The organism is Nostoc sp. JL34, assembly GCF_017114945.1.
In the GTDB taxonomy this organism is placed as follows: Bacteria; Cyanobacteriota; Cyanobacteriia; order Cyanobacteriales; family Nostocaceae; genus Nostoc.
The window spans coordinates 58,785-83,904 of the sequence record NZ_JABXKQ010000020.1 but is presented as its reverse complement, the minus strand read 5'-3'; the positions used below and the strand labels follow the sequence as shown (position 1 = coordinate 83,904).

Annotated in this window: 19 protein-coding genes; 10 read left to right on the top strand and 9 right to left on the bottom strand. The window is 42.5% G+C overall.

What is annotated here, in order from left to right; translation table 11 throughout:
- Nucleotides 1-35: 35 nt before the first annotated feature.
- On the bottom strand, nt 36-992 hold the full coding sequence (nifH, locus tag HWQ44_RS03300) for a nitrogenase iron protein (protein WP_292714733.1): 957 nt from the start codon (nt 990-992) through the stop codon (nt 36-38).
- 637 nt (nt 993-1,629) lie between these two features.
- Nucleotides 1,630-2,763, bottom strand: a complete 1,134-nt coding sequence (locus HWQ44_RS03295) for a substrate-binding domain-containing protein (RefSeq protein WP_292714730.1) — start codon at nt 2,761-2,763, stop codon at nt 1,630-1,632.
- Nucleotides 2,764-3,278: 515 nt separating this feature from the next.
- On the opposite strand from HWQ44_RS03295, the gene HWQ44_RS03290 reads away from it, so the two are divergent.
- Complete coding sequence (locus tag HWQ44_RS03290; RefSeq protein ID WP_292714728.1) at nt 3,279-3,644, top strand: hypothetical protein; 366 nt, start codon at nt 3,279-3,281, stop codon at nt 3,642-3,644.
- A 239-nt stretch (nt 3,645-3,883) separates the two neighbouring features.
- Here HWQ44_RS03290 and cls read toward each other — a convergent pair whose 3' ends face one another.
- The 4 genes from cls to lepA all read right to left on the bottom strand — a co-directional run bounded on the left by cls (nt 3,884) and on the right by lepA (nt 10,086).
- Nucleotides 3,884-5,326, bottom strand: coding sequence for a cardiolipin synthase (cls, locus tag HWQ44_RS03285; protein WP_292714725.1), 1,443 nt, complete (start codon nt 5,324-5,326; stop codon nt 3,884-3,886).
- A gap of 1 nt (nt 5,327) precedes the next feature.
- Entirely contained in the window at nt 5,328-6,173 is an 846-nt protein-coding gene (locus HWQ44_RS03280) for an endonuclease/exonuclease/phosphatase family protein (protein ID WP_292714722.1), read from the bottom strand.
- A 113-nt stretch (nt 6,174-6,286) separates the two neighbouring features.
- On the bottom strand, nt 6,287-7,474 hold the full coding sequence (locus HWQ44_RS03275; RefSeq protein ID WP_292714719.1) for a glycosyltransferase family 4 protein: 1,188 nt from the start codon (nt 7,472-7,474) through the stop codon (nt 6,287-6,289).
- 800 nt (nt 7,475-8,274) lie between these two features.
- The gene (gene lepA, locus HWQ44_RS03270) at nt 8,275-10,086 is read right to left on the bottom strand and encodes a translation elongation factor 4 (RefSeq protein WP_292714715.1); all 1,812 of its coding nucleotides are present in this window, start codon (nt 10,084-10,086) and stop codon (nt 8,275-8,277) included.
- Between the two features lie 596 nt (nt 10,087-10,682).
- Here lepA and HWQ44_RS03265 point away from each other — a divergent pair.
- From HWQ44_RS03265 to HWQ44_RS03250, 4 genes are all read left to right on the top strand, one after another.
- Nucleotides 10,683-10,919, top strand: coding sequence for a hypothetical protein (locus HWQ44_RS03265; protein ID WP_012408258.1), 237 nt, complete (start codon nt 10,683-10,685; stop codon nt 10,917-10,919).
- A gap of 173 nt (nt 10,920-11,092) precedes the next feature.
- Complete coding sequence (locus HWQ44_RS03260) at nt 11,093-12,856, top strand: ATP-binding protein (RefSeq protein ID WP_292714713.1); 1,764 nt, start codon at nt 11,093-11,095, stop codon at nt 12,854-12,856.
- A 599-nt stretch (nt 12,857-13,455) separates the two neighbouring features.
- On the top strand, nt 13,456-13,686 hold the full coding sequence (locus HWQ44_RS03255) for a NifU family protein (RefSeq protein ID WP_012408256.1): 231 nt from the start codon (nt 13,456-13,458) through the stop codon (nt 13,684-13,686).
- A gap of 116 nt (nt 13,687-13,802) precedes the next feature.
- On the top strand, nt 13,803-16,037 hold the full coding sequence (locus HWQ44_RS03250; RefSeq protein WP_292714709.1) for a glycoside hydrolase: 2,235 nt from the start codon (nt 13,803-13,805) through the stop codon (nt 16,035-16,037).
- Between the two features lie 291 nt (nt 16,038-16,328).
- On the opposite strand, the gene HWQ44_RS03245 is transcribed toward HWQ44_RS03250, so the two are convergent.
- Both HWQ44_RS03245 and HWQ44_RS03240 read right to left on the bottom strand, forming a co-directional pair.
- Nucleotides 16,329-16,436 carry an HNH endonuclease gene (locus HWQ44_RS03245; RefSeq protein WP_292714761.1) on the bottom strand — a complete coding sequence of 36 codons (108 nt, stop codon included), beginning with the start codon at nt 16,434-16,436 and terminating at the stop codon, nt 16,329-16,331.
- Between the two features lie 192 nt (nt 16,437-16,628).
- Nucleotides 16,629-16,799: a hypothetical protein gene (locus tag HWQ44_RS03240; protein ID WP_292714705.1), complete on the bottom strand. Its 171-nt coding sequence runs from the start codon at nt 16,797-16,799 to the stop codon at nt 16,629-16,631.
- A gap of 48 nt (nt 16,800-16,847) precedes the next feature.
- Between HWQ44_RS03240 and HWQ44_RS03235 the strand changes: the two genes are divergently transcribed.
- The 4 genes from HWQ44_RS03235 to HWQ44_RS03220 all read left to right on the top strand — a co-directional run bounded on the left by HWQ44_RS03235 (nt 16,848) and on the right by HWQ44_RS03220 (nt 21,433).
- Entirely contained in the window at nt 16,848-17,390 is a 543-nt protein-coding gene (locus HWQ44_RS03235; RefSeq protein ID WP_292714702.1) for a DUF1003 domain-containing protein, read from the top strand.
- A gap of 113 nt (nt 17,391-17,503) precedes the next feature.
- On the top strand, nt 17,504-18,982 hold the full coding sequence (locus HWQ44_RS03230; RefSeq protein ID WP_292714699.1) for an alpha-amylase: 1,479 nt from the start codon (nt 17,504-17,506) through the stop codon (nt 18,980-18,982).
- Between the two features lie 667 nt (nt 18,983-19,649).
- Nucleotides 19,650-20,051 carry a VOC family protein gene (locus tag HWQ44_RS03225; RefSeq protein ID WP_292714696.1) on the top strand — a complete coding sequence of 134 codons (402 nt, stop codon included), beginning with the start codon at nt 19,650-19,652 and terminating at the stop codon, nt 20,049-20,051.
- A gap of 467 nt (nt 20,052-20,518) precedes the next feature.
- Nucleotides 20,519-21,433, top strand: coding sequence for a bestrophin family protein (locus HWQ44_RS03220; protein ID WP_292714693.1), 915 nt, complete (start codon nt 20,519-20,521; stop codon nt 21,431-21,433).
- 202 nt (nt 21,434-21,635) lie between these two features.
- Here the strand turns inward: HWQ44_RS03220 and HWQ44_RS03215 are convergent, their stop codons facing one another.
- Nucleotides 21,636-22,484 (bottom strand): M28 family peptidase, encoded by an 849-nt coding sequence (locus tag HWQ44_RS03215; RefSeq protein WP_292714690.1) that lies wholly within the window; start codon nt 22,482-22,484, stop codon nt 21,636-21,638.
- Between the two features lie 492 nt (nt 22,485-22,976).
- Between HWQ44_RS03215 and dnaK the strand changes: the two genes are divergently transcribed.
- Nucleotides 22,977-25,070, top strand: a complete 2,094-nt coding sequence (dnaK, locus tag HWQ44_RS03210; protein WP_292714686.1) for a molecular chaperone DnaK — start codon at nt 22,977-22,979, stop codon at nt 25,068-25,070.
- Nucleotides 25,071-25,120 lie beyond the last annotated feature (50 nt).

Below are 25,120 nucleotides of genomic sequence, written 5' to 3'. Positions count from 1 at the left end.
TTAGCACTTGAGTCTGAAAGAGAATCTTACTTCTTCTAGCTACCGGAAACTATTTCTACGTTTCCTTTTTTCAGAGCTTCTAGTGCTTCGCCTTGAGCGTCTTCTAGCTTCTTAGCAGCGTCTGCTTGGCTAATCATTTTTGCAGCATTTTCTTCACTTTCAAGGATACCAAACTCAATCAATAAATCTTCTAGCTCATCCATCTCAATGGGTGTGGGAACTGTAAGATTTGTATTGTTGATAATCTTGTCTGCTAATGTGCGGTATTCATTAGCTTGTTTACTATCAGGCGCATACTCGTTCACCGTCATCCGGCGCAATTCGGCGTGTTGCACGATATTGTCACGTGGGACGAAGTGAATCATGTGGGTATTCAATCTGGCTGCCAGGGTGCTAATCAGTTCATCTTCCCGGTCAGTTTGACGGCTGTTACAAATCAGCCCACCCAAACGCACACCACCAGTATGAGCATATTTGAGAACGCCACGAGCAATGTTGTTGGCAGCAAACATCGCCATCATTTCACCAGAGGTAACAATGTAGATTTCTTGGGCTTTACCTTCACGAATTGGCATAGCAAAACCACCGCACACAACGTCGCCCAATACGTCGTAGGACACGAAATCTACGTCTGAGTAAGCGCCGTTTTCTTCGAGGAAGTTAATGGCGGTGATGATGCCCCGACCGGCGCAACCTACACCCGGTTCTGGCCCGCCTGATTCTACGCATCTGATATCCCGGAAGCCAGTGATTACCACTTCTTCGAGTTCGATATCTTCCACAGCGCCTCGTTCAGCAGCTAAGTGCAACACGGTGGTTTGGGCTTTACAGTGCAAAATCAATCGGGTAGAGTCAGCTTTGGGGTCGCAACCCACAATCAAGATGCGTTGACCCTTTTCCGCCATAGAAGCGAGGGTATTTTGGGAGGTAGTAGATTTACCGATACCGCCTTTACCGTAGAAAGCAATTTGTCTAATTTTGCCGTCGGACATGATGATTGATCCTGTAATTTTTTGTTTGCTGGGTCTGTCGGTTTATGAGGCGTTGGCACTTTGTGCCTACCGGAGGTACTCGCACTGTCAAGTTACAGCAGTGACCTGATATAGAACGTCGTTGGAGGTGCTCGTTCTACAGCAAATAGAGTCTGAAGAAAGAACATATTCAAGTTTTGGTCAGTTTTCGTTGGCCATTAGTCATTGTTTTTTCTGACTAATAGCTAGAGTGATAAAAGATCACTCAAGGAATATTGCAAGTATTACCAGATGCTCACTTACTCACTTAAATAATTTCTCTGGCGGTAGTAATACCAATTGGAAAAAAGAAAGCTACAGATTACAAGCTGGAAACCCAGATTAAATCCGAATTTCTTCATTATGAATTACGTTAGTACCCTTACAGGGAAGCAAGCTACGCGTAGCGTCTCCAAGAGTTGCGGTAGCGAGTACTCGAGCGTCCGTAGAAGCGTCATTAAGTAGCTTGCTTCTCCCCGGAGGCAAGTATTACGAATTCAGCATTATCTAGTTGTTGTAATCCCCTGAAGGTTGCTCATACCTAAAGAGTGGTTGCAGCAGTAATTTAAATTTACGCCAAGTTTTCCTTTAACCACACAACCAACCATTGCAATCCACTCTAAACAGTCGCTACAACTTCCCCGATTTTGCTGATATCGTAACCGCCGAGAATTTCAAATTGTGAGTGAACCATCCGATGTCCCAAAGTACTGAGCAATTGCTGTACTGGTGCTTCTTCTAAATATTCCTTGAGAATCACTAAATCGTATCGTGATTGATGCAGGGGAACGAATCCCAGCCCAAAGGCGGTAGCTATAGATGCCGTGCTCATACCTGCATCGGCAATTCCTCCTACTACAGCTTGGGCAACATCTTGGTGATTTTTGACAATATGCTCAAAGCCTTGGACAGCATGGAACGGTATCTGCTGCTCTTGCAGTGTTTGTTCCAAAAGCATCCGACTACCGGAACCTATTTCGCGGTTGACAATAGTCGCTCCCCCTTGTACTAAGTCGTTAACTGTTCTGATTCCCATTGGATTGCCAGACTTCACCAAAAGTCCCTCCTCCCAAACTCCCAAGGTAATCAGAACTGCTTCCCTCCCAACCAGAACTTCTCGAACAAAGGGAGTATTATACTCACCAGTCCCAGGATCATATAGGTGCATCCCGGCAATGTGCGCTTCACCTCGGCATAAACTATGTAATGCAGCTATGCTGTTGGCGAAGTTAAATTGGACTCGCAGTTGGGGATGCCAACGTTCAGTTGCTCTCGCCCATAGTGAAATCACAGGTGCACAACCAGCAATCACAACGGTGTTGTGGAGTGTGTCGAGATTATCGTCTAGTAGCCTGACTCGAACTTTATTTGTCCCTGTTTGGCTAGTACCTTCACCGTCAGCTGGAATCATGTCTTGGCGAAAAGCATCTTTACCAATCAAGGGATAAGCTATCCATTGTCCTCCCACACGAGCCATGCTAACTCGCAGTTGCTGACTATTAGGAATAGGTTTGGCAAGAATGGCTTCGAGTTCAGGTAAATCCCGCTCTAACCAGAATAGATCCTCTACTTGACAGCCGAGTGCCTTGGCCAAGCGAAGTGTTATGGCAACTGAGGGAGCATATTGTCCCGACTCTACACCACTAATAGTCTGACGAGTCACACTAGCGATGTTAGCCAAATCTTGTTGGCTCATGCCTAAGCGAGTTCTAATCGACTTCAAGTTATTACGGAGGTCACTATCCTGCTTCATTGGCTTTGTCTCTTGGTTTCAAAAAGCCGTAGCGGATTTAAACATTGCATCTGCCAAAGCGAAAGTATGGTCTTTGAATTTATGTCATTTCTCTTTAACGACATGACTGTGCTTTCGCTGTCTTGATTCCCTATATAAAAAGACTATCACATCAATTGCCAATTTGCTTGCCAAGTGCAAATTATTTTTGCGGATGGTTACTTTTTACCTGCTATTTTCGCTAAAAAGCCCCAAATTCCAACAAACAGAGGATTTGTCTAGCAGAAAAATGCTACCAATTAAATTGGTAATATGTAGTATTTAATACAGTTTTAGAAATTCATTTGGGCTTTGATGCTTGATAGGCGAGTAATACAAGCCGTAGAAAACATACCAACCGATTTCTGAGAGTGAATATGCACACAGCATCAGTGAAAAATTGCTGTTTTAATTTTTTGCACAATTAGATATTTACTAAAGTCTGCAACAAATGACATTAAATTACTGTTCTTAGCACCATAATAATGGAGAGAATAATGATTACCGAAGAAGACTTAGCCCAGCAATTTAACGTAATTATCCAGCACGCTCACCCACAAATATGGGAATCGTTACGCCAGTGTTATGTGAAGGTGATCAATCCTAAACCTTATTTAACAAGAGCGAATATAAAAACGTGTATCCCCTATACAAGATACATTGGAATTTACTGCCCTGACAGACTGATTGGTGCTGTAGCAGAACAAAAAAATCTACTCAAAGAAGTAGCAGAATACGTCGGGCTAATTGAGGTTGTTTGCTTGAATGCCAATAACTTGATGCGTGATCGACTCTCAAATATCAAGCAAACTTATCCGCAATTGTGGTTAGACTTGTTGTGGATTGTCACCCAAGAACAATAATAATAACCCTAGCGATCAGGGCGGCCGCATCATGCCAATAAGTAAAGTATATTCTCAATAGAGTTAAAAATGTCATTAACGCTTGCTTATTGCTAAAAATTTAGGCATCGCTTTGGGGCTTAAAAACTAATCAAACGCGAGAGTAAAGATTTTTTTGTTGGTTCTTAACCTTCGTTGTGATCAAGAGTAATTTCGTGCCGGCAAACTTTTGAATAAACGTATATCGGTTGAGTTAGTGATTAAAGTAAAGGAGTCAGCAATCGAGAGATTCTCACAGCTAACTTGAACCAAAAAGGTTTTTTATCGTACTCATCAAGATTAACAGCAACACAGACAGCTAAATCATCCTCTAACATCTTTTTCACACTTTGGACAAACCGAAGCTCAGTAACAAAACCCATAACTTCAAAATTTAGAGAAAAAGAGCGGTTATCTAAGTTAACAGTTCCTACCCCTGCTATATTCTCATCAATGACTATAATTTTCTGATGCATAAACCCATTTTTGTAACGATACAACTTGATACCGATTCTTTCCATTTCGGTGTAGTAAGAGAAAGAACATAAATAAACAAATAAGTGATCGGGTCGATTTGGTAAAAGAATTCGCACATCAACACCTCGCATTGCTGCCAGTTTTAAGGCTGACAATGTTGCCTCGTCCGGCACAAAGTATGGACTAGCAATCCAGAGGTGAATTTGAGCTTGATTAATTAGTTCGACGAAAAAAAGCTTACAAGCTGGTAGCTGATCTGCGGGGCCTGTAGGAAGTATGAATACAGTTTGATTAGTTTCCTGATTAATTTTTACCTGCCAGTTAACTTCGAGAAGTTTTCGAGTTGCCCAATACCAATCTCGCACAAAGGAGTTTTGTAGGCTTTTTACACTTGGGCCTTCAAGCATCATGTGGGTGTCGCGCCAGGGACTCAAGCGAGGATTTTTTCCTAAATATTCGTCACCAATATTCAGTCCACCTACAAATGCTATTTCTCCATCCACTACCAGAATTTTCCGATGATTGCGAAAATTAAATTGGAATCGATTACCCTGACCTTTGGTGGTGTTAAATGCACTCACTGCAATTCCATGCTGCAGTAGAGACTGGATATAAGGGCGAGATAGTTTCTTTGAACCAATTTCATCGTAGAGAAAATAGATGCTTATTCCTTGCTTGGCTTTAGCAATCAACGCTTCTTTAAACTCATTACCTGATTGATCATCGTTAACAGTATAGGATTGCAATAGAATATAATTTGTCGCCAATGCAATTTTTTTCAGCATCGCTTCATAGGTTTGCTGACCATCAATCAGTAATTTGGCAGCATTGCCTGATGTGAAAGAAATTTCTGTAAAAGCCTCTGCTAATGGTTGCAACTGGGCTAGATTATCTGGTGGCGCAACCTGAAATTTAATAAGTTCACTAAAAGTTGGATGAATCAGCTTGTAGTGTTGTGCATAGACTGAACGCAGCGTTTCAGCATATCCATGAAATTTAGTTCTTCCTAAAATCCAATACAAGGGAATAGCTAGCCAGGGAAACGTAATTAAAGAAATGCTCCAGGCAATTGCCCCTTGGGAAGAACGCACATTCATCACTGCATGGATTGCATGTGCAACTCCCACGAGATGAACAACAACTGTAGCTGTGCTAAAAATAGCTAGAACACCACCATCTACAAGCATCTTAATTTTTTTGAGTATTGGTATAAGTAAATTCTGCCAGCAATGGCTTGTGATCGGATGAACAAATTTTTTCTAGTACTTTAGCACTGGCTTTCTTGACACTAATATCTCGATAAAAGATATGATCTAAAGGAGGTGATAACAGGAAGCGTTTAATTTTCTCCTTCTCATGAGGTGCGAAAATTACAGGCGTTAATCCTAATTGAGTTGTTACTTGATTGAGGATAACTGCTCTTTTTCGACTCCAAGTATTGAAATCTCCTGAAAATATTAGTGGTCCACGATGTGTAGATAACGCTTGCTCTAATTCATTTAGTTGTATTTTAAATTTATTTAAATCTACAAAATTAATCAGGTGACTATTTATTGTCAGGAGAGTTGTGCTTTTATCAGATAGCAGATACTCAGTAACTAAAGAAATTTTAGGAGTTCTAACAATAGGCTCATAATGTTTCGTAGTTATAACTTTTTTTGTGAGTGGGCTGATTGTCGCTGCTGTTAAAATCCCCGAATAGCATTGATGATGAATATCTACAAAGTTAGGTGCAAAACTCCAGTTCATTTTCAGCCAGGTTTCTAATTTGTCTGCTTCTAATCTTAGGGAAAACTCTTGTAAAAATATGAGGTTTGGTTGATAAGTCTCAATTATTTGGGAAAAATCTTTTACCCAGGTTTTATTATAGTTTTGTTTAGCAATATTCCAGCTGAGAACTTTAATTGATTGACTATTAATTTTTGTTTGTAGGGAATTATTTTTATCAATTGTGAGTTCTTGTAAACGAATAAATCTATAACCAGGAACAAATTTCGTAACGAGAGTGTTTACGTGTTCTTGAATATTAGGCATTACTAATATTAAAATGGATTTTTTCTAGCTTAACGCTATTGAACAGTCATTACAGAGTTATATTGCAAAAATCAATTAGCTCCCCGACTTCTTCAAGAAGTCGGGGAGCTGTCTTACCAGGCAATTTGCGATCGCTCTTGTACAACTCGCTGATATACTTCCTCGGTTTGCTTGGCTAATTTCGGCCAGCTAAAGCGTCTCTCTAAATCCTCATAAGCGTTATCCACCAGCCATTGGCGATAACCGGGATTTTTCAACACTTCCAGAATTCCCCAAGCTAAAGAATCGGGATTGTTTACCCAAGTCACAATACCTGTTTTGGTATGTTGCACCACTTCCGGAAAACCACCCGTATCAGAAACTACCACTGGGACACGAGAAGCAAAGCTTTCTAAAGCCACAATCCCAAAGGGTTCGTAAAGACTGGGAAAAACGGCACAGTCGGCGACAGTTTGGAATTTATCTAAGTATTCATCTGAGAGAAAGCCTGTAAAATAGCAATGATGCCAAATTCCCAAATCCCAGGCTTGGCGCTTGAGATGGTCAGTATTGCCGCCACCAACAATTACAAATTTAACGTTACCTCCCATTTGCGAAAGGATCTTCGGTGCAGCGTTGAGCAATATAGGCACACCCTTTTCGTAGGTCATGCGACCGAGGTAGTAAACTATTTTCTCATTGTCTGTAGCAAATTGGCGGCGAAAATCCAGAGCATGAAAATCTACGTGATGCTGTTTCTTTTCGGCTCGAATACCATTATAAATGACATCGATTTTGTCCCAAGGACTGTGTAGCGCTCGTTCTACCTCTTGGCGCATATAGTCGCTACAAACGATAATCCGCCAAGCGTTGTAAGCCAGTAAGGTTTCTTTGCCATTTATATAACCTTGAATGTCTGTATTAATACCGTTGTAGCGTCCGTATTCCGTAGCGTGAATTGTGGCAATTACTGGTATTTTAAAATTATGTTTGAGAGCGATCGCAGCATCTCCCACTAACCAATCATGGGCATGAATTAAATCAAAGGGCCCTTCCTCCAAGATCAACTTACCACCGTGATCTCCCATACTCAGGTTGAGATTGACTACCCAGTGGAAAAAGTCGTTACTATGTGCCACTGGGACTCGATGTACCTTTACTCCCTCAACCACCTCATACATCGACGCCTGACCAAACTCCGCTGTAATCAGGTGGACTTCATGCCCTAGCTTTACCAGTTCCGGGTACAACTCCGCTACATGTCGCGCAATTCCCCCAACAATCCTTGGTGGAAACTCCCAACTCAGTACCAATATCTTCATCTACTAGATTCCCCGACACTTTACAAATATCTAAATAACTACATTTACCTAAAGATACAAGTCTGGCGAATGCAGTGAGTACTTTTACTAAAATTTTTAGATTTTTTAACAGTGATTTTGTTAAAGCTTATCAAAGGTTATCAACTGTGGGCTAGGGATAGGAAGCAAGGCAGGAGACAGGAGTCACCCACACGCAACTATGTAACTTAGGCTGTGGACGCTTTTTATTACGTAGGAGCATGTATTAATACAATTTTTCTTTTTAAAATGCGGCTCTAGACCCAGAACTAAAGTTTTCATTCATACTTCTTTTCTCCTGCCCGCCGCTCGCAGACTCGCTAACACTGCGCTATCTGCCTCCTGCCTTCTGTTGTAATTCGTAATTAGGACTATTGAGCGCCTGTTTTGCAACTCAGGCTTTTAGGTTGACGCAGGATATGGAGAGATTTTAATGATAAGTGATTAGCCGGACTTGATATTAGTCTGGCTTTCTGAAAGCTAAACCTGCTAGCAGCAGGTTGAAACTCATACACTTGAGGCTGCTGTTGACAGCTTTTGTAATAAAAATTAAAGAATGTTGAAGAAGAATAATTCGGAATTCAGAACAAGAAAATTTTGCTGGGGGACTAAAAAGAGGACATTCACACGTTCTCTACAAAGCGCTCTTGCTAGCTTGCTTTCCCATAGGGTTACGCGGACTCGCTTTGGGTGGCACTATCCGCCACTCGGACTCAAATTCATTCTAAATTCTGACGCTTTGGCGGAGCTTTCCTTGCTCCGCTCCTAACTCCTGAATTTTATTAGTTTTGATCCAAGCGCAGTACTGCCATAAAGGCTTCCTGCGGTACATCTACAGTCCCTACAGATTTCATCCGCTTTTTACCTTTTGCTTGCTTCTGCAAAAGTTTTTTCTTCCGACTGATGTCACCACCGTAGCATTTGGCTAGCACATCTTTCCGCAAAGCAGGGATGTGTTCACTGGCAATAACTTTACTGCCAATGGATGCCTGAATTGGCACTTTGAATTGATGGCGAGGAATTAGTTCCTTGAGTTTTTCTGCCATTGCCCGCCCAACGTTGTAAGCTTTATCCCGATGCACAATCATCGCCAAGGAATCCACAGGATCGCCGTTAATCATGATATCCAGCTTTACAAGAGGATTTTCACGGTAGCCAATGAGATGATATTCCATACTGGCATAACCGCGCGATCGCGATTTCATCTGGTCAAAAAAGTCAGTCACAACTTCCGCTAAAGGAAGTTCGTAAGTCAGGGTGGTTCGTCCTTGAGTGAGATATTTCATATCTTTGAAGATGCCACGGCGATTTTGTGACAACTCCATCAAGCTGCCGACATAAGTTTCTGGCGTAATCATCTCTACTTGGACGTAGGGTTCTTCAATTTTTTCGCGATCGTTAGGAGAAGGTAAACGGCTAGGATTATCGATGTACAGTTCCTCACCTTTGAGAGTAATCACCTTATAAACCACCGAGGGGGCTGTAATGATTAAATCTAGGTTATACTCTCGCTCTAGGCGTTCCTGGACAATTTCCATGTGCAGCAAACCCAAGAACCCGCAACGGAAGCCAAACCCCATCGCGCTAGAAGTTTCTGGTTCGTAATGCAGCGCTGCATCATTGAGTTCGAGCTTTTCCAAGGCTTCCCGCAAATCTTCAAATTGGTCAGCATCAATGGGGAACATCCCGCAAAAAACCATCGGGTTTGCTTCTGCGTAACCTGGTAATGCTGCCTCCGCTTTCGCCTTACTTAGGGTAATTGTGTCTCCTACTCTTGCATCAGCTACCGCTCTAATTGCCGCTCCCAAATAACCTACTTCCCCAGCGTGCAGTTCTTCAACTTGCTTTTGAGTGGGAGAAAGAACGCCTAACTCATCAATTTCAAATTCTTTACCGGATGCCATTAAATGGATGCGATCGCCTTTTTTCAATGTGCCATCCATCACCCGGAAATACACGATTACTCCCCGGTAACTGTCATAATAGCTATCAAAAATTAACGCTCGCAAGCGTTCGTTTATTGTATTGGGGGGCGGTGGTATCCGCTCAACAACTGCTTCTAAAATCTCATCAATACCAATTCCTTCTTTAGCAGAAGCCAGAATTGCACCACTGCAATCTAGACCGATAATTTCTTCAATTTCGCCAATTACCCGTTCTGGTTCAGCCCCTGGCAAATCAATTTTATTCAAAACCGGGATAATTTCCAGGTTATTCTCTAAGGCTAGATATACATTTGCCAAAGTTTGCGCCTCCACACCTTGGGACGCATCTACTACCAATAGCGCTCCTTCACAAGCAACAAGAGAGCGAGAGACTTCATACGAGAAATCCACATGCCCTGGAGTATCAATTAAGTTCAGCACATATTGCTGACCATCCTTAGCTGTGTAGTTCATCCGGGCAGCTTGCAGCTTAATCGTAATGCCGCGCTCCCGTTCCAGATCCATGTTGTCGAGAAACTGTTCCTTCATCTGTCGGTCTTCAACAGTGCCAGTAGCTTGCAACAAGCGATCGGCGAGGGTTGATTTCCCGTGGTCGATGTGAGCAATAATACAAAAATTGCGAATGCGAACTGCGGGAACGTCAGTCATATACTATCTTTGCCTTAGCAGCAACCAAAGTTAAAAGAGCAATTTACTTAATGTATTTTAATGCTTTCTTAGCCAAGACGCTCCGCTTTTAGTGCTGAGTGCTGAGTTCCGAGTGCTGAGTGGGGCAGAGGGGAGAATAACTCTTAACTCTTAACTCCTAAATCTTAGCTCTTAACTCCTAACTCCTAACTCAGCACTCAGCACTCCTCTTCACCCCATCTTCAACTTTCGATCTAAATAGGTGGACTTTTAAGAATATTATGAAAGTCTGTTTGTCGCTGCTAGTATTCAACAGCTAGGAGCGTACAATAAATGTAAATAAGTACATGTAGGGATCATGTAGGGATCATGGGCAATTACGACCTGTAATTACCCAGAATCACTGATTTATCGGCAAAACTTCTAAAGCCATTGTCTAGTCAGTTATATGAAAAATGTGATTTGAAACTTAAAGCCTGTTACTTTGGTGCTATTTCAGGGAACTATTTAACTGTACCCTTGAAGATTTTTTCAGTGAATTAGCCCAAATGATGAATATAACTACTTTACAAAGCTTTAGACACAACCAATTTAGAGAATTCAGAGTATATAAACCTATGAATATGCAAGAGAAAACTACCGAAGCGGAAAATACACGAGCCGATAAGGTAGAAATTGCTGTCCGCCTAGACTCCGAGTTACTAGAGCAAATTCAACATCTCACTAATGACCCAAGTAAAGTGATTGAGGTGGCAATTCGCCAGTGGTTGAGAGGTGAAATCCTCAGAGATGATGAATTGACGCGTACTCCTGTGCGTACCCCCGTTCCTCCTCGAGGTGAATGGAACGATTGACGCCATCAGTCAGCTGTCAATGCAAGTCAAAAAAAGTAAAGTTTGCCAATCTGAATTTCAGAACACCAAGAAATACCCAATCAAAAGCAAAAAAGCTGTAAAAATTTATGCGTAAATTTGAGCGGCTTTAGTAAAATTACGGTCGGATACCCTTTGTCGATCCAACTCAATTAATGACTATCACTGCCAATTCCCAATTGCCAAATGTATTTTCCCAAAATCTGGAATCTATTACCAGTAAGACTGATGGCTCATTACCAACTCTAGGAGCGGAGTTGGTGTATACGCAAGATGGGGCAGGGCGCTATCTGACCTTTTGTTGGCAGCACAGCGAACTCCTGGGGTTAAATACTGAAAAAATAGTTGACGAGCTGAACCAGTCCCAAATCTTTGCCCCAGTGGATAAGGTTACTTATTTGGAACGATTGCACCGAATTTTGACAAGTTTGATGCCAGAAAGGTTTCAGTGCTGGTTTAGCTACCACCAGGAATTATTTGAGTTGGACTTAGTGATTAGTCCGATTATGCCAAGCTTGGGAACAACTGCCACTACAGTTTTAGTGATGGGACGCTTAGTGCAAGCAACACTCAACAAAAAACAAGTGCGTGTGGCATCAAAAACGCCCACACAAATAGAGTTGGCAATACGATCACAGCAACACCAAAAACTGGTAAATCGCATTACCAGAAATATTCGCCGGACATTGGATTTAGATATTATTTGGCAGCAAACAGTTGACAGTTTGGGAAAAGCATTGCGGCTAGAACGCTGCATTATTTGTCCTTATCAGTTCTCAAGCTCAAAAGTGAAAGTGAAGGCTGAGTATCGCCAACCAGAACTCAAATCAATGCTTGGCTCAGAAATAGATATAGCTTCTGAGCCTGCTTTTGCTCAAGCCTTGGCAACCCTAGAACCAGTTGTGATGGAAGTGCCTGGATACAAAGAGTCTGGGCGGCAGAAAACTTTAGTAGTTGCGACTTGCTATCAAGATCAAGCCAATGGATTGGTTGCCTTGAATTGGCAGGATGAATGCTACACATTAACAGAATCGGAATTAGAACTGGCAAAAGAAGCAGCAGATCAATTGGGAACTGCGATCGCACATGCTACTTTATATGAAGAATTAGAAGTAGCGCGTCAAAAAGCCGAAGAAGCTTCCCGCCTCAAAAGCGAGTTTCTGGCTAATGTGTCCCATGAAATTCGTACCCCCCTCAACGGTATGATTGGCTTTTTGAAACTGATTTTGGAAGGAATGGCAGATGACCCAGAAGAACAAAACCAGTTTTTAGCAGAAGCTCATCACTTATCGATACATTTGCTGAATATCATCAACGACATTTTGGACATTGCCAAAATCGAAGCCGGCAAAATGGAGCTAACTTATGCGCCAGTCAAGCTAGATGAGCTATTCAGTCATGTAGAAGGTTTCATGCGTCCCCAAGCACAAATGAAAAACCTCAGCTTTCGGATGCAAATGCCTGCTACCTCTGATGAAATCATTGTCCAAAGTAACTATCAACGGTTGCTACAAGTGATGCTTAATTTGGTGAACAACGCCATCAAGTTCACCCATGAAGGCGGCGTTACTGTCAGCGCCGATTTAGTACTCAAAAAGGCGAACTTTCAAGATCAGCAATTTCCTGGCATGGTAAGAGTCCGTGTGGCAGACACCGGCATCGGTGTTTCTTTAGACAAACAAGATAAGCTTTTTCAATTATTCTCTCAGGTGGATGGCTCCCGCACTCGTCAGTACGGCGGCACAGGCTTGGGACTGGTAATATCGCAGAAGTTAGTAGAGGCAATGGGCGGCGAGGTACATTTTTATAGTTTGGGCGAAGGACTTGGCTCAACAGTCACATTCACTGTGCCACTATATCAACAACCAGTCATGGTTTCGTCTAATGATAGCGACTCAACAAGTAGTGCTGAATGTTGAGTTAGTCATTGGTCATTGGTCATCTGCAACATTACCAATACTGGGTTTTGAGATTTTAAATTTAAATTTTTTGAGCAATTATTATTTAATAACTAAATTTGAAATTGGGAAGAATTCTGTCCCTAGCCACTAAAGTTGTATAATTAGAGATTGGGTTGAAAGACAAAACACAACAAACGTCTAAATGTTGGCTTTTGCTCCGCTCTACTCAACCTACGAAAATAGATTTTTGACCCCTTTTTACGGTGAGTGTACCTAGGAGCCTTAAATCCTGCCTTCCGTTGCACTGCAAAACAGAACCTAAAGGCTAGAGTAAAGTAGGAGGCTCAAAGGAAAACAATGTTTCAGCTAAATCTAATATCAAATTGCTAAAACCAGGAGTGGTTTAGTCAAAAGTCATTGAAAATTGACACCTGACAATCTAGCGGCAATTAGATTTAGGATCGATTTAACAAAGCTGGAAAATAAAACTTTGGATAATGGTTAATGAGTAAAGGTGCATTGGTTACAGGGATCGTTCTTATTCAATGCCCCATGCCCTATTCCCCATTACCTATTCCCTATGCCCATCCCCATCCCTAACTTAGCAGGTCTAAACTATGGAACTCACAATTGACAACGTTGAAACAGTCTTGGATGAAATGCGCCCTTATCTCATGTCTGATGGCGGCAATGTGGAACTGGTAGAACTTGACGGGCCTGTTGTAAAACTGCGGCTGCAAGGTGCTTGTGGTTCTTGCCCCAGTTCTGCTATGACCCTGAGAATGGGTATTGAGCGCCGCCTTAAGGAAATGATTCCCGAAATTGCAGAAATTGAGCAAGTAGTCTAGGAACTGGGGATTGGAGACTGGGGACTGGGGAAGAATGGATTTTTTCATTCATAATTTATCATTAATACCTAATCCCTAATTTCTAATCCCCTATTCCTAACCCTTAATCACTCACTATGTCCCATCCTCTCTACATTGCTTTTATCTGGCATCAACATCAGCCGCTGTACAAATCCCCTGGCAGCGGCGTTTCGCTATCTCCGAGTCAGCAGTACCGTCTTCCTTGGGTACGTTTGCATGGAACTAAAGATTATTTGGATTTGGTATTACTCTTAGAGCGGTATCCTAAGTTACACCAAACGGTGAATTTAGTTCCATCGCTGATATTACAACTCGAAGATTATATTGCTGGCACTGCTTTTGACCCTTACCTTACAGCCAGCTTGACACCGGATGAGCAACTTACCTACCAACAACGGGAATTCATTATCCAACACTTTTTCGATGCCAATCACCATACGCTGATTGACCCGCATCCCCGCTATGCCGAGTTGTATCAGCAAAGGCAGGAAAAAGGGCAAGCTTGGTGTTTAGCAAATTGGGAATTGCCAGATTATGGTGATTTGCTAGCTTGGCACAATTTGGCTTGGATCGATCCGTTGTTTTGGGATGACCCGGAAATTGCTGCTTGGTTAAAACAGGGTCGGAATTTTACTTTAAGCGATCGCCAGCGCATTTATTCTAAACAGCGAGAAATTCTCAGCCGGATTATCCCCCAACATCGGAAAATGCAGGAGGCGGGGCAGCTAGAAGTCACCACCACGCCTTACACCCACCCAATTTTACCCTTACTAGCTGATACTAACTCCGGTCGGGTAGCTGTGCCCAATATGACACTACCAAAGCAACGCTTTGAGTGGGCGGAAGATATTCCCCGCCACTTGCGGAAAGCTTGGGACTTTTATAAAGAACGCTTTGGACAGATACCTCGTGGTTTGTGGCCTTCGGAACAATCAGTAAGTCCGGCGGTACTGCCATATATTATTGACCAAGGATTTAAGTGGATATGCTCAGATGAAGCCGTCTTAGGATGGACGCTGAAACACTTTTTTCATCGGGATGGGGCGGGGAATGTGCAGCAACCAGAACTGTTGTATCGACCCTATCGCCTGCAAACCGCCGAAGGTGACTTGTCAATTGTGTTTCGTGACCACAGATTATCAGATTTGATTGGCTTTACTTATAGTGCAATGCCAGCAAAAAAGGCAGCAGCGGATTTAGTGGGACATTTGCAAGCGATCGCTAAAATGCAAAGAGATAGTCAAAGCGAACAACCTTGGCTAGTTACCATCGCCTTAGATGGGGAAAATTGCTGGGAATTTTATCCCCAAGATGGTAAACCCTTCTTAGAAGCTTTGTATCAAAGTTTGAGCGATGAACCCCATCTCAAACTCGTCACTGTCTCCGAGTTTCTGGAAGAATTTCCAGCCACAGCCACCATCCCCGGAGGACAACTACATAGCGGTTCTTGGGTAGATGGCAGTTTCACCACTTGGATCGGCGATCCCGCCAAAAATCGTGCTTGGGATTACTTGACAGAAGCAAGAAAAATGCTTGCAAATCATCCCGAAGCGACAGAAGAAAACAACCCCGAAGCATGGGAAGCATTGTATGCCGCAGAGGGTTCTGACTGGTTCTGGTGGTTTGGTGCGGGACACTCCTCAAATCAAGATGCCATCTTTGATCGGTTGTTTCGAGAACATCTGTTTGGTATTTACAAGGCATTAAATGAACCTATACCGCCTTATCTCAAGCAACCAGTGGAAAACCATCAAGCACAGGGAAACCATGCTCCGCAAGGGTTTATTCACCCTGTAATTGATGGTAAAGGTGATGAACAAGACTGGGATAAAGCTGGACGCATAGAAATCGGTGGAGCACGCGGGACGATGCACAATAGCAGTGTCATCCAGCGACTTTGGTATGGGGTAGATCACCTGAATTTCTATTTACGGCTGGACTTTAAAAGTGGCGCTGCACCAAGACAAGATTTGCCAACAGAGTTGAATCTGCTGTGGTTCTATCCAGAAAAAACAATGGTCAATAGCCCAGTTCCCTTGGCAGATGTACCAGATGCAGCGCCACTGAATTACCTTTTCCACCATCTTTTAGAAGTTAACTTACTGACGCAATCGATTCAGTTTCGGGAAGCTGGAGACAATCATCAATGGCATCCCCGTTTCAGTCGCGCTCAAGTAGCAATAAATAGTTGTTTAGAGTTGGCGGTGCCGTGGGCAGACTTGCAAGTTCCACCAGATTATTCTCTGCGCCTGATTTTAGTGCTTGCAGATGAAGGGCGTTTTTCCAACTACTTACCAGAAAATGCTTTGATTCCCATTGAAGTACCTTAGAACTCAATACCCTTGGTTTTACGAAATACCTATTAGGGGCATACAGATGTACGCCCCTAAAGTTGATTTATTTGGAAATCATATTTAATTTTTTTAGATTAAACTCAACGAGGTTGTCGCCAATCCCGTTGGTCTTCAAAACCGTGCATGAGACTTTCACTTCACACGGCTCCTCAGTGATTTGGTGCTTGTCATACATACCTCATCACCCATTTATCCTTAACTCTTTCAAGCTTTCTGGTGGGCTTAGGCTCGGCACTATTACAGCCAGATTTTGTGCCCAGACTGCCATCATTGGCTGTCTTTGTGTCGTGGCAATAGTCTGTGTAGAAGTTGCAAATTATCGTAAATATCCTTACCACCTTGCGATTTAGGGATTTTATGGTCAACTTCTAGCACATCGCTTTCACGGAAAAACAAACCGCAGTGGGTGCATTTCCCTTTTTGCTTTTTCAGGAGTTTGGATTTGAGGGTTCTAGGATACTGACTCTCACCTACATGGTCATTCAGTTATCTTGGCGCAGCCTCTCCCTTTGAGAGAAGGTTCAGTACCTTGCGGCTAATCCTCCAAACCCTTATGGATTTTAGTTTCTAGCCAACGATTCGCACTTCTAAATCTAAATAATCTAGCAGTATTGGGATGCGATCGCCTACGGTGGGGTAAAACGCGATCGTTGGTGGAAGATAAGCAATAATCGAGTAACATCCAGATTCAGGAGTTGGTGCATGACCGATGACGCAGACTACACAGCGAACAGACACTTCAGTTCAGGTACTAACAAAATCAAAGAGAAAGCTTCTCGAAATCAAGTGATCACGGCTCCATTACCAGACCCGATTGCAAAAAATATTGAAGCGATTATTTCACTTCATAATCAGGAAGTTCGAGATATTCCCGTCCACCAGCGGATACTAGAAGCGATCGCTACATTCTTTGGGCGATCGATATTTATGTATAGTTTGCTATTCATACTGGCCATCTGGATTTTTAGCAGTTTTTTTGATCGCTTTTTACCATTCAATCTCCCCTCGTTTAGCTGGTCAGGTCAAGGCTTAGACGCAGCGTCATTGGTGATCTCAACTGGAGTACTGGTACGACAAACTCGCCAGGAAAACTTTGCCGAACAACGGGCGCAATTGATGCTACAGCTTAACCTGCTCTCCGAGCAAAAAATTGCCAAGATTATTGCTCTATTAGAAGAACTCCGTACCGATTTGCCTGATGTGATAAATCGGCATGATTTGGAAGCGAAATCGATGCAGGAACCGGCTGACCCGATCGCAGTATTGGAAGCACTCCAGAAAAACCTGGCTGAAGAACTGTCACCCACAGAAGAAAACAATATGAGTTGAGTGCAGTTTTTTAGTAGATTTTTGTTTCTATTGAAAGACAAAAAATAAAACTTCATGTACAGTCTTTGTGTCAGAAATCACAATTTATCGTAACTTTTACTAGAGGGATGCACATGGCTCAACTGAATGGTGTAATGATGCAGTACTTCCATTGGTATATCCCTCCAGATGGCAATCTTTGGAATGAGTTTAAAGAGAAAGTCAAAGAGTTAGCTGATGCAGGTGTTACATCTGTTTGGCTACCCCCAGCTTACAAAGGAACAGGGGGTGGCTACGATGTCGGCTACGGAGTCTATGATATGTACGATCTAGGCGAGTTTGACCAGAAAGGCTCGGTTCGGACAAAGTACGGCACAAAAGACGAGTATATCGCTGCTGTTAAGGCGGCAAAAGCTGCTGGCATTCGAGTGTATGCTGATGTTGTCCTTAACCACAAGTTAGGTGCAGATCAAGAAGAAGAGGTGGAAGCAACGCCCTATAGTCCAGATGATCGCAACCAGCCCATCGGTGAGATGCAAACAATTAAAGTGTGGACTCACTTTACCTTTCCAGGTCGCCAAGGCAAATACTCCGATATGGAATGGCACTGGTGGCACTTCGACGCAGTTGATTACAACGTTTACAACGAAGGTGAAAACGCAGTTTATCTGTTTAAAGATAAAAAATTTGATGACAACGTTGACCTGGAAAAAGGTGCTTTCGACTATCTCATGGGATGCGATCTGGATATGGAGAGTCCAGAAGTTCGCGAGGAGTTGAATCGCTGGGGTGAGTGGTTTGTAGAAACCACTGACATAGACGGCTTTCGTTTTGATGCGGTTAAACACGTTAGAGCTGGCTTTTTCCCAGAATGGCTGCAACACTGTCGCCAAAAGGCAGGTCGCGATCTTTTTGCCGTCGGTGAGTATTGGTCTTATGAAATTGAAGCGCTGCACCATTTCATTAGCGTCACCGGTGGCGATGTGATGTTGTTTGATGCGCCATTGCACTATAACTTTAGCGCTGCCAGCAAACAAGGAAATGACTACGATATGCGGCAGATATTTGATAACACCTTGGTGCAACAGCAACCTGCTTTAGCCGTCACCTTAGTTGACAATCATGATTCTCAACCCTTGCAGTCGTTAGAATCTGTAGTGGAAAGCTGGTTTAAACCGTTAGCTTATGCGTTGATTCTACTGCGAAGTGATGGTTATCCCTGTATCTTCTATGCGGATTACTATGGTGCTAATTATAAGGATACGGGTAGCGATGGCAATGAGCATGAGATTTGGCTCGATAGTCATCAATGGATAATTGATAAATTTTTGCACGCTCGTCAAACCTATGCCTATGGCGACCAATACGATTACTTCGATCACGCCAATACAATCGCCTGGACACGCTTAGGAGATGAAGAACATCCTGGCGGTATGGCAGTTGTTCTGAGTAATGGAGGAGAAGGGACTAAGTGGATGGAAGTTGGGCAACCCAACAGCACTTACATTGATATTACTGAACATATCAGCGAACCTGTGACAACGAATGATGAGGGCTGGGCTGATTTTCGATGCGATGCTGGTTCTGTTTCTGTGTGGGTTCCAAAGTCTTAGTCGAGGTTTTAGTAGCATTTATCCAGAAAGTTACGCACTTGACAAAATACTGCTTAAAAAAGAACTTAAGCAGTATTTTGTGGATAAGCCACAACCCTTATTATTCCGTTATAAAGCAATTGAACATTGCCTAAAAAGATTCAATTTAGGCAATGTTTAGTAACTACTCTTCACATTAAGTTCTAGTAATGAAAAAACTCCAGAAATATTTGTGACAAATCTGGAGTCAGGAAAGATACGCATTTACCTATACCAAATTTTCCCCCTGAGAGAATCCTACGTCATCAGGGTATACACTCAAATGTAGATAAAGGTGTTTGAGGATTCTCGTTTACACACCTTCTCTATTGGAACTAACGCAAAACAGCCCCAGATTAATTAACTGAGGCTGTTTTGCGAGAGTTGATTCGTAGGAGGGGTACATCAACAGTAATGTCCCATGTTAAATATAGATAATTCAGTATGCATCCTTATTCAGCCATGTTTTGGCATATCCGGATGATTGGGAAAATTTTGTAGGCGCAGCCCGTCGTAGACATCGTTTTTTCCAAAAAGAAACTCCAGGTGCACTTAAGGCATTCTGGAGCAGTAACAGGTTTCTAACATCAATCAATTTTTACATCTGCGATCGCCCGATGTCGTTAGGGTATATACTCAAATGTGTTTTATGTCTGCTCATCCGCAAATCGACCAGCAAGTTACTTTCTTTTATACCCATAATCTCAATGCATCTACAGAATTCTACGAACAAAAACTGGGCTTGGAGTTATGGCTTGACCAAGGAACCTGTCGAATTTATACTGTTAGTAGCTCTGGATACTTGGGATTGTGTCAAGCAAGCGAAACATCAATTCCTCCAGCCGACAAGCAATCAAGTTTCATTTTTACCCTGGTAACACAACAGGTAGATGAGTGGTTTGAATATCTCAAAGAACGTGGCGTCGAATTTGAAAAGCCACCTACACTAAATGAAAAGTACAACATTTACCATTGCTTTTTCCGCGATCCTGATGGTTATTTGATTGAAATTCAACGTTTCGAGACTAACGACAAAAAAAGACATAACTAAATAAGTCATGCCTAAACGTTTAATTTACAGGGCAGGATTTGTACAGGTTAGAACTTTTTGATTGACTGGGATACATGATAACGAATAATCTAAAAATCATCGATCAGCATGTACCTTTTTTCTATAGATTTATCAAAGTGGAATGCAGGATTTATGCAGCCACGGGTAAATATTTGCATTTATATACAATTGCTGCGTAGGCATCGCTTTTGACTTTTATGTAATGTCCGCCAAATTGCTAATCAAGAAAACTCTTTGTGCCAGTCATCATGATAAATATTCAACTAGACTCGATATTGGATAACAGAAGCTAGAATACAATCATTGACGCTAGCATATAATGTTCTTTAACAAGATTACTTTTTAAAGTATTTACTTGGCTAATTATGCTATTTCTATAGTGATTATTTGTAAGCTAGCAAATGCTTAACGTATCGATTCAAGAAATATTAGATTAGGGTGACTACATGATAGCCGAGAAAATCAAATCGTTCCGCACAGCATTACAACCTAAAGGTTCAGTAATGAAAGCAATTTTCAAACATATTTTATGGTGTGGAGCTTTCGGATTTATAATTTCTCTGCTTCACCATTTTGATAAACCTGTATCCCAACCTATTTTAGGAAGTGTTATTCCTAGTATTGTTTTAGGTTTATTACTTGTATTTCGGACAAATACTGCTTATGAGCGATTTTGGGAAGGGAGAAAATGCTGGGGTTCTATAGTAAATAACGTCCGAAATCTAGCGCGACAAATTTGGGTATCAGTTGATGAAATTTCACCAGAAGATAAAGACAAGAAAATTACAGCATTAAACTTACTGGCAGCTTTTGCTGTAACAACTAAATTACATTTGCGAGGAGAAGCTGTCAATAGCGAATTAGAAGATTTAATGCCATCTACTAAGTATATAAAACTGAAAATTATGAATAATCCCCCTATAGAAGTTGCCTTTTGGATAGGAGATTATTTACAAGAACAGTATAATCGTAATTGCCTTAATAGCTACCAACTAACATCTATGCAAGAATTATTGAATAATCTTGTGGATAATTTAGGTGCTTGCGAACGGATTTTAAAAACGCCTATGCCGCTCGCTTACGCTATTCATTTGAAACAATTACTGATCCTCTATTGCTTTTTGCTGCCATTTCAAATAGTAGACAGTCTCGGTTGGTGGACAGGTTTAATTTCTGCCTTGGTTGGGTTTACTGTGTTTGGCATCGAAGCCATTGGTTTAGAGATAGAAAACCCCTTTGGTTATGACGCTAATGATTTACCATTAGATGCAATTTGCGAGACAATGAAGCGTAATATTGACGATTTAATTACTTTGACTCCCAATGCGCGAGAGCGTAAAGATAATAGTATAATTAATTGAAAAGATTTGAGAATATTGATTAATAAAAAATAATATAAAATATCACAAATTCAAGTGGCGATCGCATCACTTAGTTTGTGCATAGTGTAGATTCCGCGAAAATGTTGTATTTGTCATCATCATGGCAGATAAACCACATCTAAAAAAGAGGTGCGATCGCTAAGTTTGGTTGGACGAACTATAAACCTCTCCTAGTATGTTTTCACAATCGCCGAATCGCAATTTCCAACCCTTCACATACACGAGTAAGAAAATCTAAATCCAAAGTAGCGATCGCATCACTAGCTTTGTGATAATGTGGATTTCGCAAGAATGCCGTATCTGTCACCATCATTGCCGGATAACCCAAATCCCAGAAAGGTGCATGATCGCTAAGTCTGGTTTGGGGAACTATTAAACCTCGATTCGGCACGGGTAGCCATTGACTAGATACGCCAGCTTTGCGAATATTACGGCTCATCCCAATTAAGTCAGGCAATGTCCGCAAGTTGCCAATTAAAGCAATAAAATCACCTCTATCTGGGTAGAAGCGTTCCAGAGGAGGGGGGTAACTTTGGGAGCCAGGTGTAGAATCCTTATAACCGAGCATTTCTAAGGAGATCATTAAGCGTAGCTGTTGCTTTTGTTGATGCAACAGGGCTGCATAGTCAGCACTACCCAGTAAGCCGTATTCTTCCATATCGAAAGCAACCAGTCTTAAGGGATATCTGACAGCTTGGGCAGCAAACTTTCTCGCTAATTCCAGCAACACCGCCACACCTGTAGCATTATCATCAGCTGCGACTGTTCCTGGAACGCCATCATAATGAGCGCCAATTAAAATAGGTGGCAAATCCTTTTTTTGCCCTTTAGTTTGGGAAGGTAAATTTAATATCAAGTTATTACAAGCTTTGCCTCTGACTTCAAAGGTGTGGATTTCCACACTCCCCCATTGGGAAAATTCCTGGCGGATGTATTCTTGGACAAAAAAATGCCCAGCCGTTGCCATGTAAGGATCACGTTCTCGCGCTATCTGACTCAGGGAAGTTTGTAATCGCTCTGTTAAATTCAAATTTTTAAGATGGTGGCAATAATATTAGAGTTTTAAAGTAATCAAAAAAGTCTTGCACTAGGCGACTAGAAGTCGTGGCTAAACGAGACTTTACCCGCCTACGCGGGTTTAAATCATTGATTTTTCCTAAGTTCGCGTAGGCAGCTTACCCTTCTCCTGCAAAGACGCTACCGCGAACGGGTTCTCCAAAGGAGTACGTTTGTATAGCTGCGATTTCTAATCGCCAGGGCTTGGTGCAAAATATGCATTTACCAACTTGCAGATAACTTAAACAGAAGTAGGCGGATAACAAGAATTGAGGCTGCTTGGGCACGCCAACCATCTCAATGCTATCCTAGTCTTGCAACTATCTCCTCTAGCTGCACTTCTTAGCTTACTGCTTTAATGATGACTATTATACCATTGAGGTGTTTTAATGCTATAGCACAAAGCTAGAAGTAGTTCCGCCCAATCATAATAAATATATAAGACACTTTAGGAGAAGAGTAACGCATGGGCAAGGTAGTCGGCATCGACTTGGGTACAACCAACTCAGTAGTCGCCGTTATGGAGGGTGGCAAGCCGGTGGTGATTGCCAATGCAGAAGGAATGCGAACAACCCCCTCCGTAGTTGGCTTCAGCAAAGAAGGTGAAAGGGTGGTTGGGCAAATGGCACGGCGACAAACCGTCCTCAATCCCCAAAATACCTTTTTTGCAGTTAAACGCTTCATTGGGCGGAAGTATGGCGAACTGAATGCAGATTCTAAGCGTGTGCCCTACACCATCCGCAAAGACGAAGTAGGTAATATTAAAGTTGCCTGTCCCCGTCTCAATAAGGAATTTGCACCAGAAGAAATTTCAGCAATGGTGCTGAAGAAATTGGCAGACGATGCTAGTCGCTATTTAGGTGAACCAGTCACAGGGGCAGTCATTACAGTCCCCGCTTATTTTAACGATTCTCAGCGGCAAGCAACCCGCGATGCTGGCAGAATTGCTGGTTTAGAAGTGCTGCGGATTCTGAATGAACCGACTGCGGCATCTTTGGCTTATGGATTAGATCGGGGTGACACGGAAACTATCTTAGTATTTGACTTGGGTGGTGGCACCTTTGACGTGTCGATTTTAGAAGTAGGCGATGGGATATTTGAAGTCAAAGCTACCAGTGGAGATACACAACTTGGTGGGAATGACTTTGACAAAATAATCGTAGATTGGTTAGCAGAGCAATTTCTGGAAACAGAAGAGGTAGACTTAAGACGCGATCGCCAAGCTTTGCAACGTCTGATGGAAGCTGCGGAAAAAGCCAAAATTGAGCTTTCTGCTGTCAGCGTTACCGATATTAATTTACCCTTCATCACCGCCACGGAAGATGGCCCCAAACATCTGGAAACTCGTTTAACTCGTTCCCAGTTTGAAGGTTTGTGTGGTGATTTGGTGGGGCGCTTACGGACACCAGTGAAACGCGCCCTCAAAGATGCCGGACTTTCACCTAGAGACATTGAAGAAGTTGTGTTAGTTGGCGGTTCTACACGGATGCCAATGGTGAAGCAGCTTGTGCGGGACTTGATTGGTACAGAACCTAACGAAAATGTCAACCCCGATGAAGTCGTGGGAGTAGGCGCAGCAATTCAAGCCGGAATTCTCGCAGGCGAACTCAAAGATGTGCTGCTTTTGGATGTCACACCCCTATCTATGGGATTGGAAACTATCGGCGGCGTGATGAAAAAACTCATTCCCCGCAACACCACCATTCCAGTCCGTCGTTCTGACATTTTTTCCACGTCTGAAAATAACCAAAATACTGTGGAAATTCACGTAGTCCAGGGCGAACGGGAAATGGCAGCAAACAACAAATCATTAGGACGGTTCAAGCTCTATGGCATCCCGCCAGCACCACGAGGAATTCCCCAAGTTCAGGTGTCATTTGATATCGATGCGAATGGTATTTTACAGGTAACAGCCTTAGATAGAACCACTGGGCGAGAACAGAGTATCACCATTCAAGGCGCTTCCACCTTGAACGAGTCGGAAGTGAATCGGATGATTCAGGACGCTCAAAAATACGCCGATGTCGATCGCGAACGTAAAGAAAGAGTAGAAAAGCGGACTCGTTCTGAGGCGCTGATTTTCCAAGCAGAACGACAACTTAGAGAAGTCGCGCTGGAATTTGGTATGCAGTTTGCCCGCAGCCGCCGCCAAAGAATTGATAATATTTGTCGAGACTTAAAAGAGAGTCTTAAGGAAAATAGCGATCGCGGGATTGATCAAGCCTACGCCGACTTGCAAGATGCTCTCTATGAGCTAAATCGCGAAGTCCGCCAGACTTATGCTGAAGATGAAGATGACGACTTGTTTGGGACTATCCGTGACATCTTTACTGGCGGTGATAAGGAACGAGAACGCGAATCTCCTAGAGATACATATCGGGAACGCGACTCATACAGTCAGGACTATGGCAAAGATTACGGTAAAGACTACGGTAAAGACTATGGCAGAGATTATAACCGGGATAATCGTTCTTCCTCCTATGAAAGTCGTCCTCCACGCAAATCCCGTCCTAGCTACCAAGATAACTGGGATGAAGAAGAAGACAATGATTGGTTGTAAGTAGAAAGCAGGAGATAAAAACTCCTCAAGAAGCTGATTTAACTGGTTGG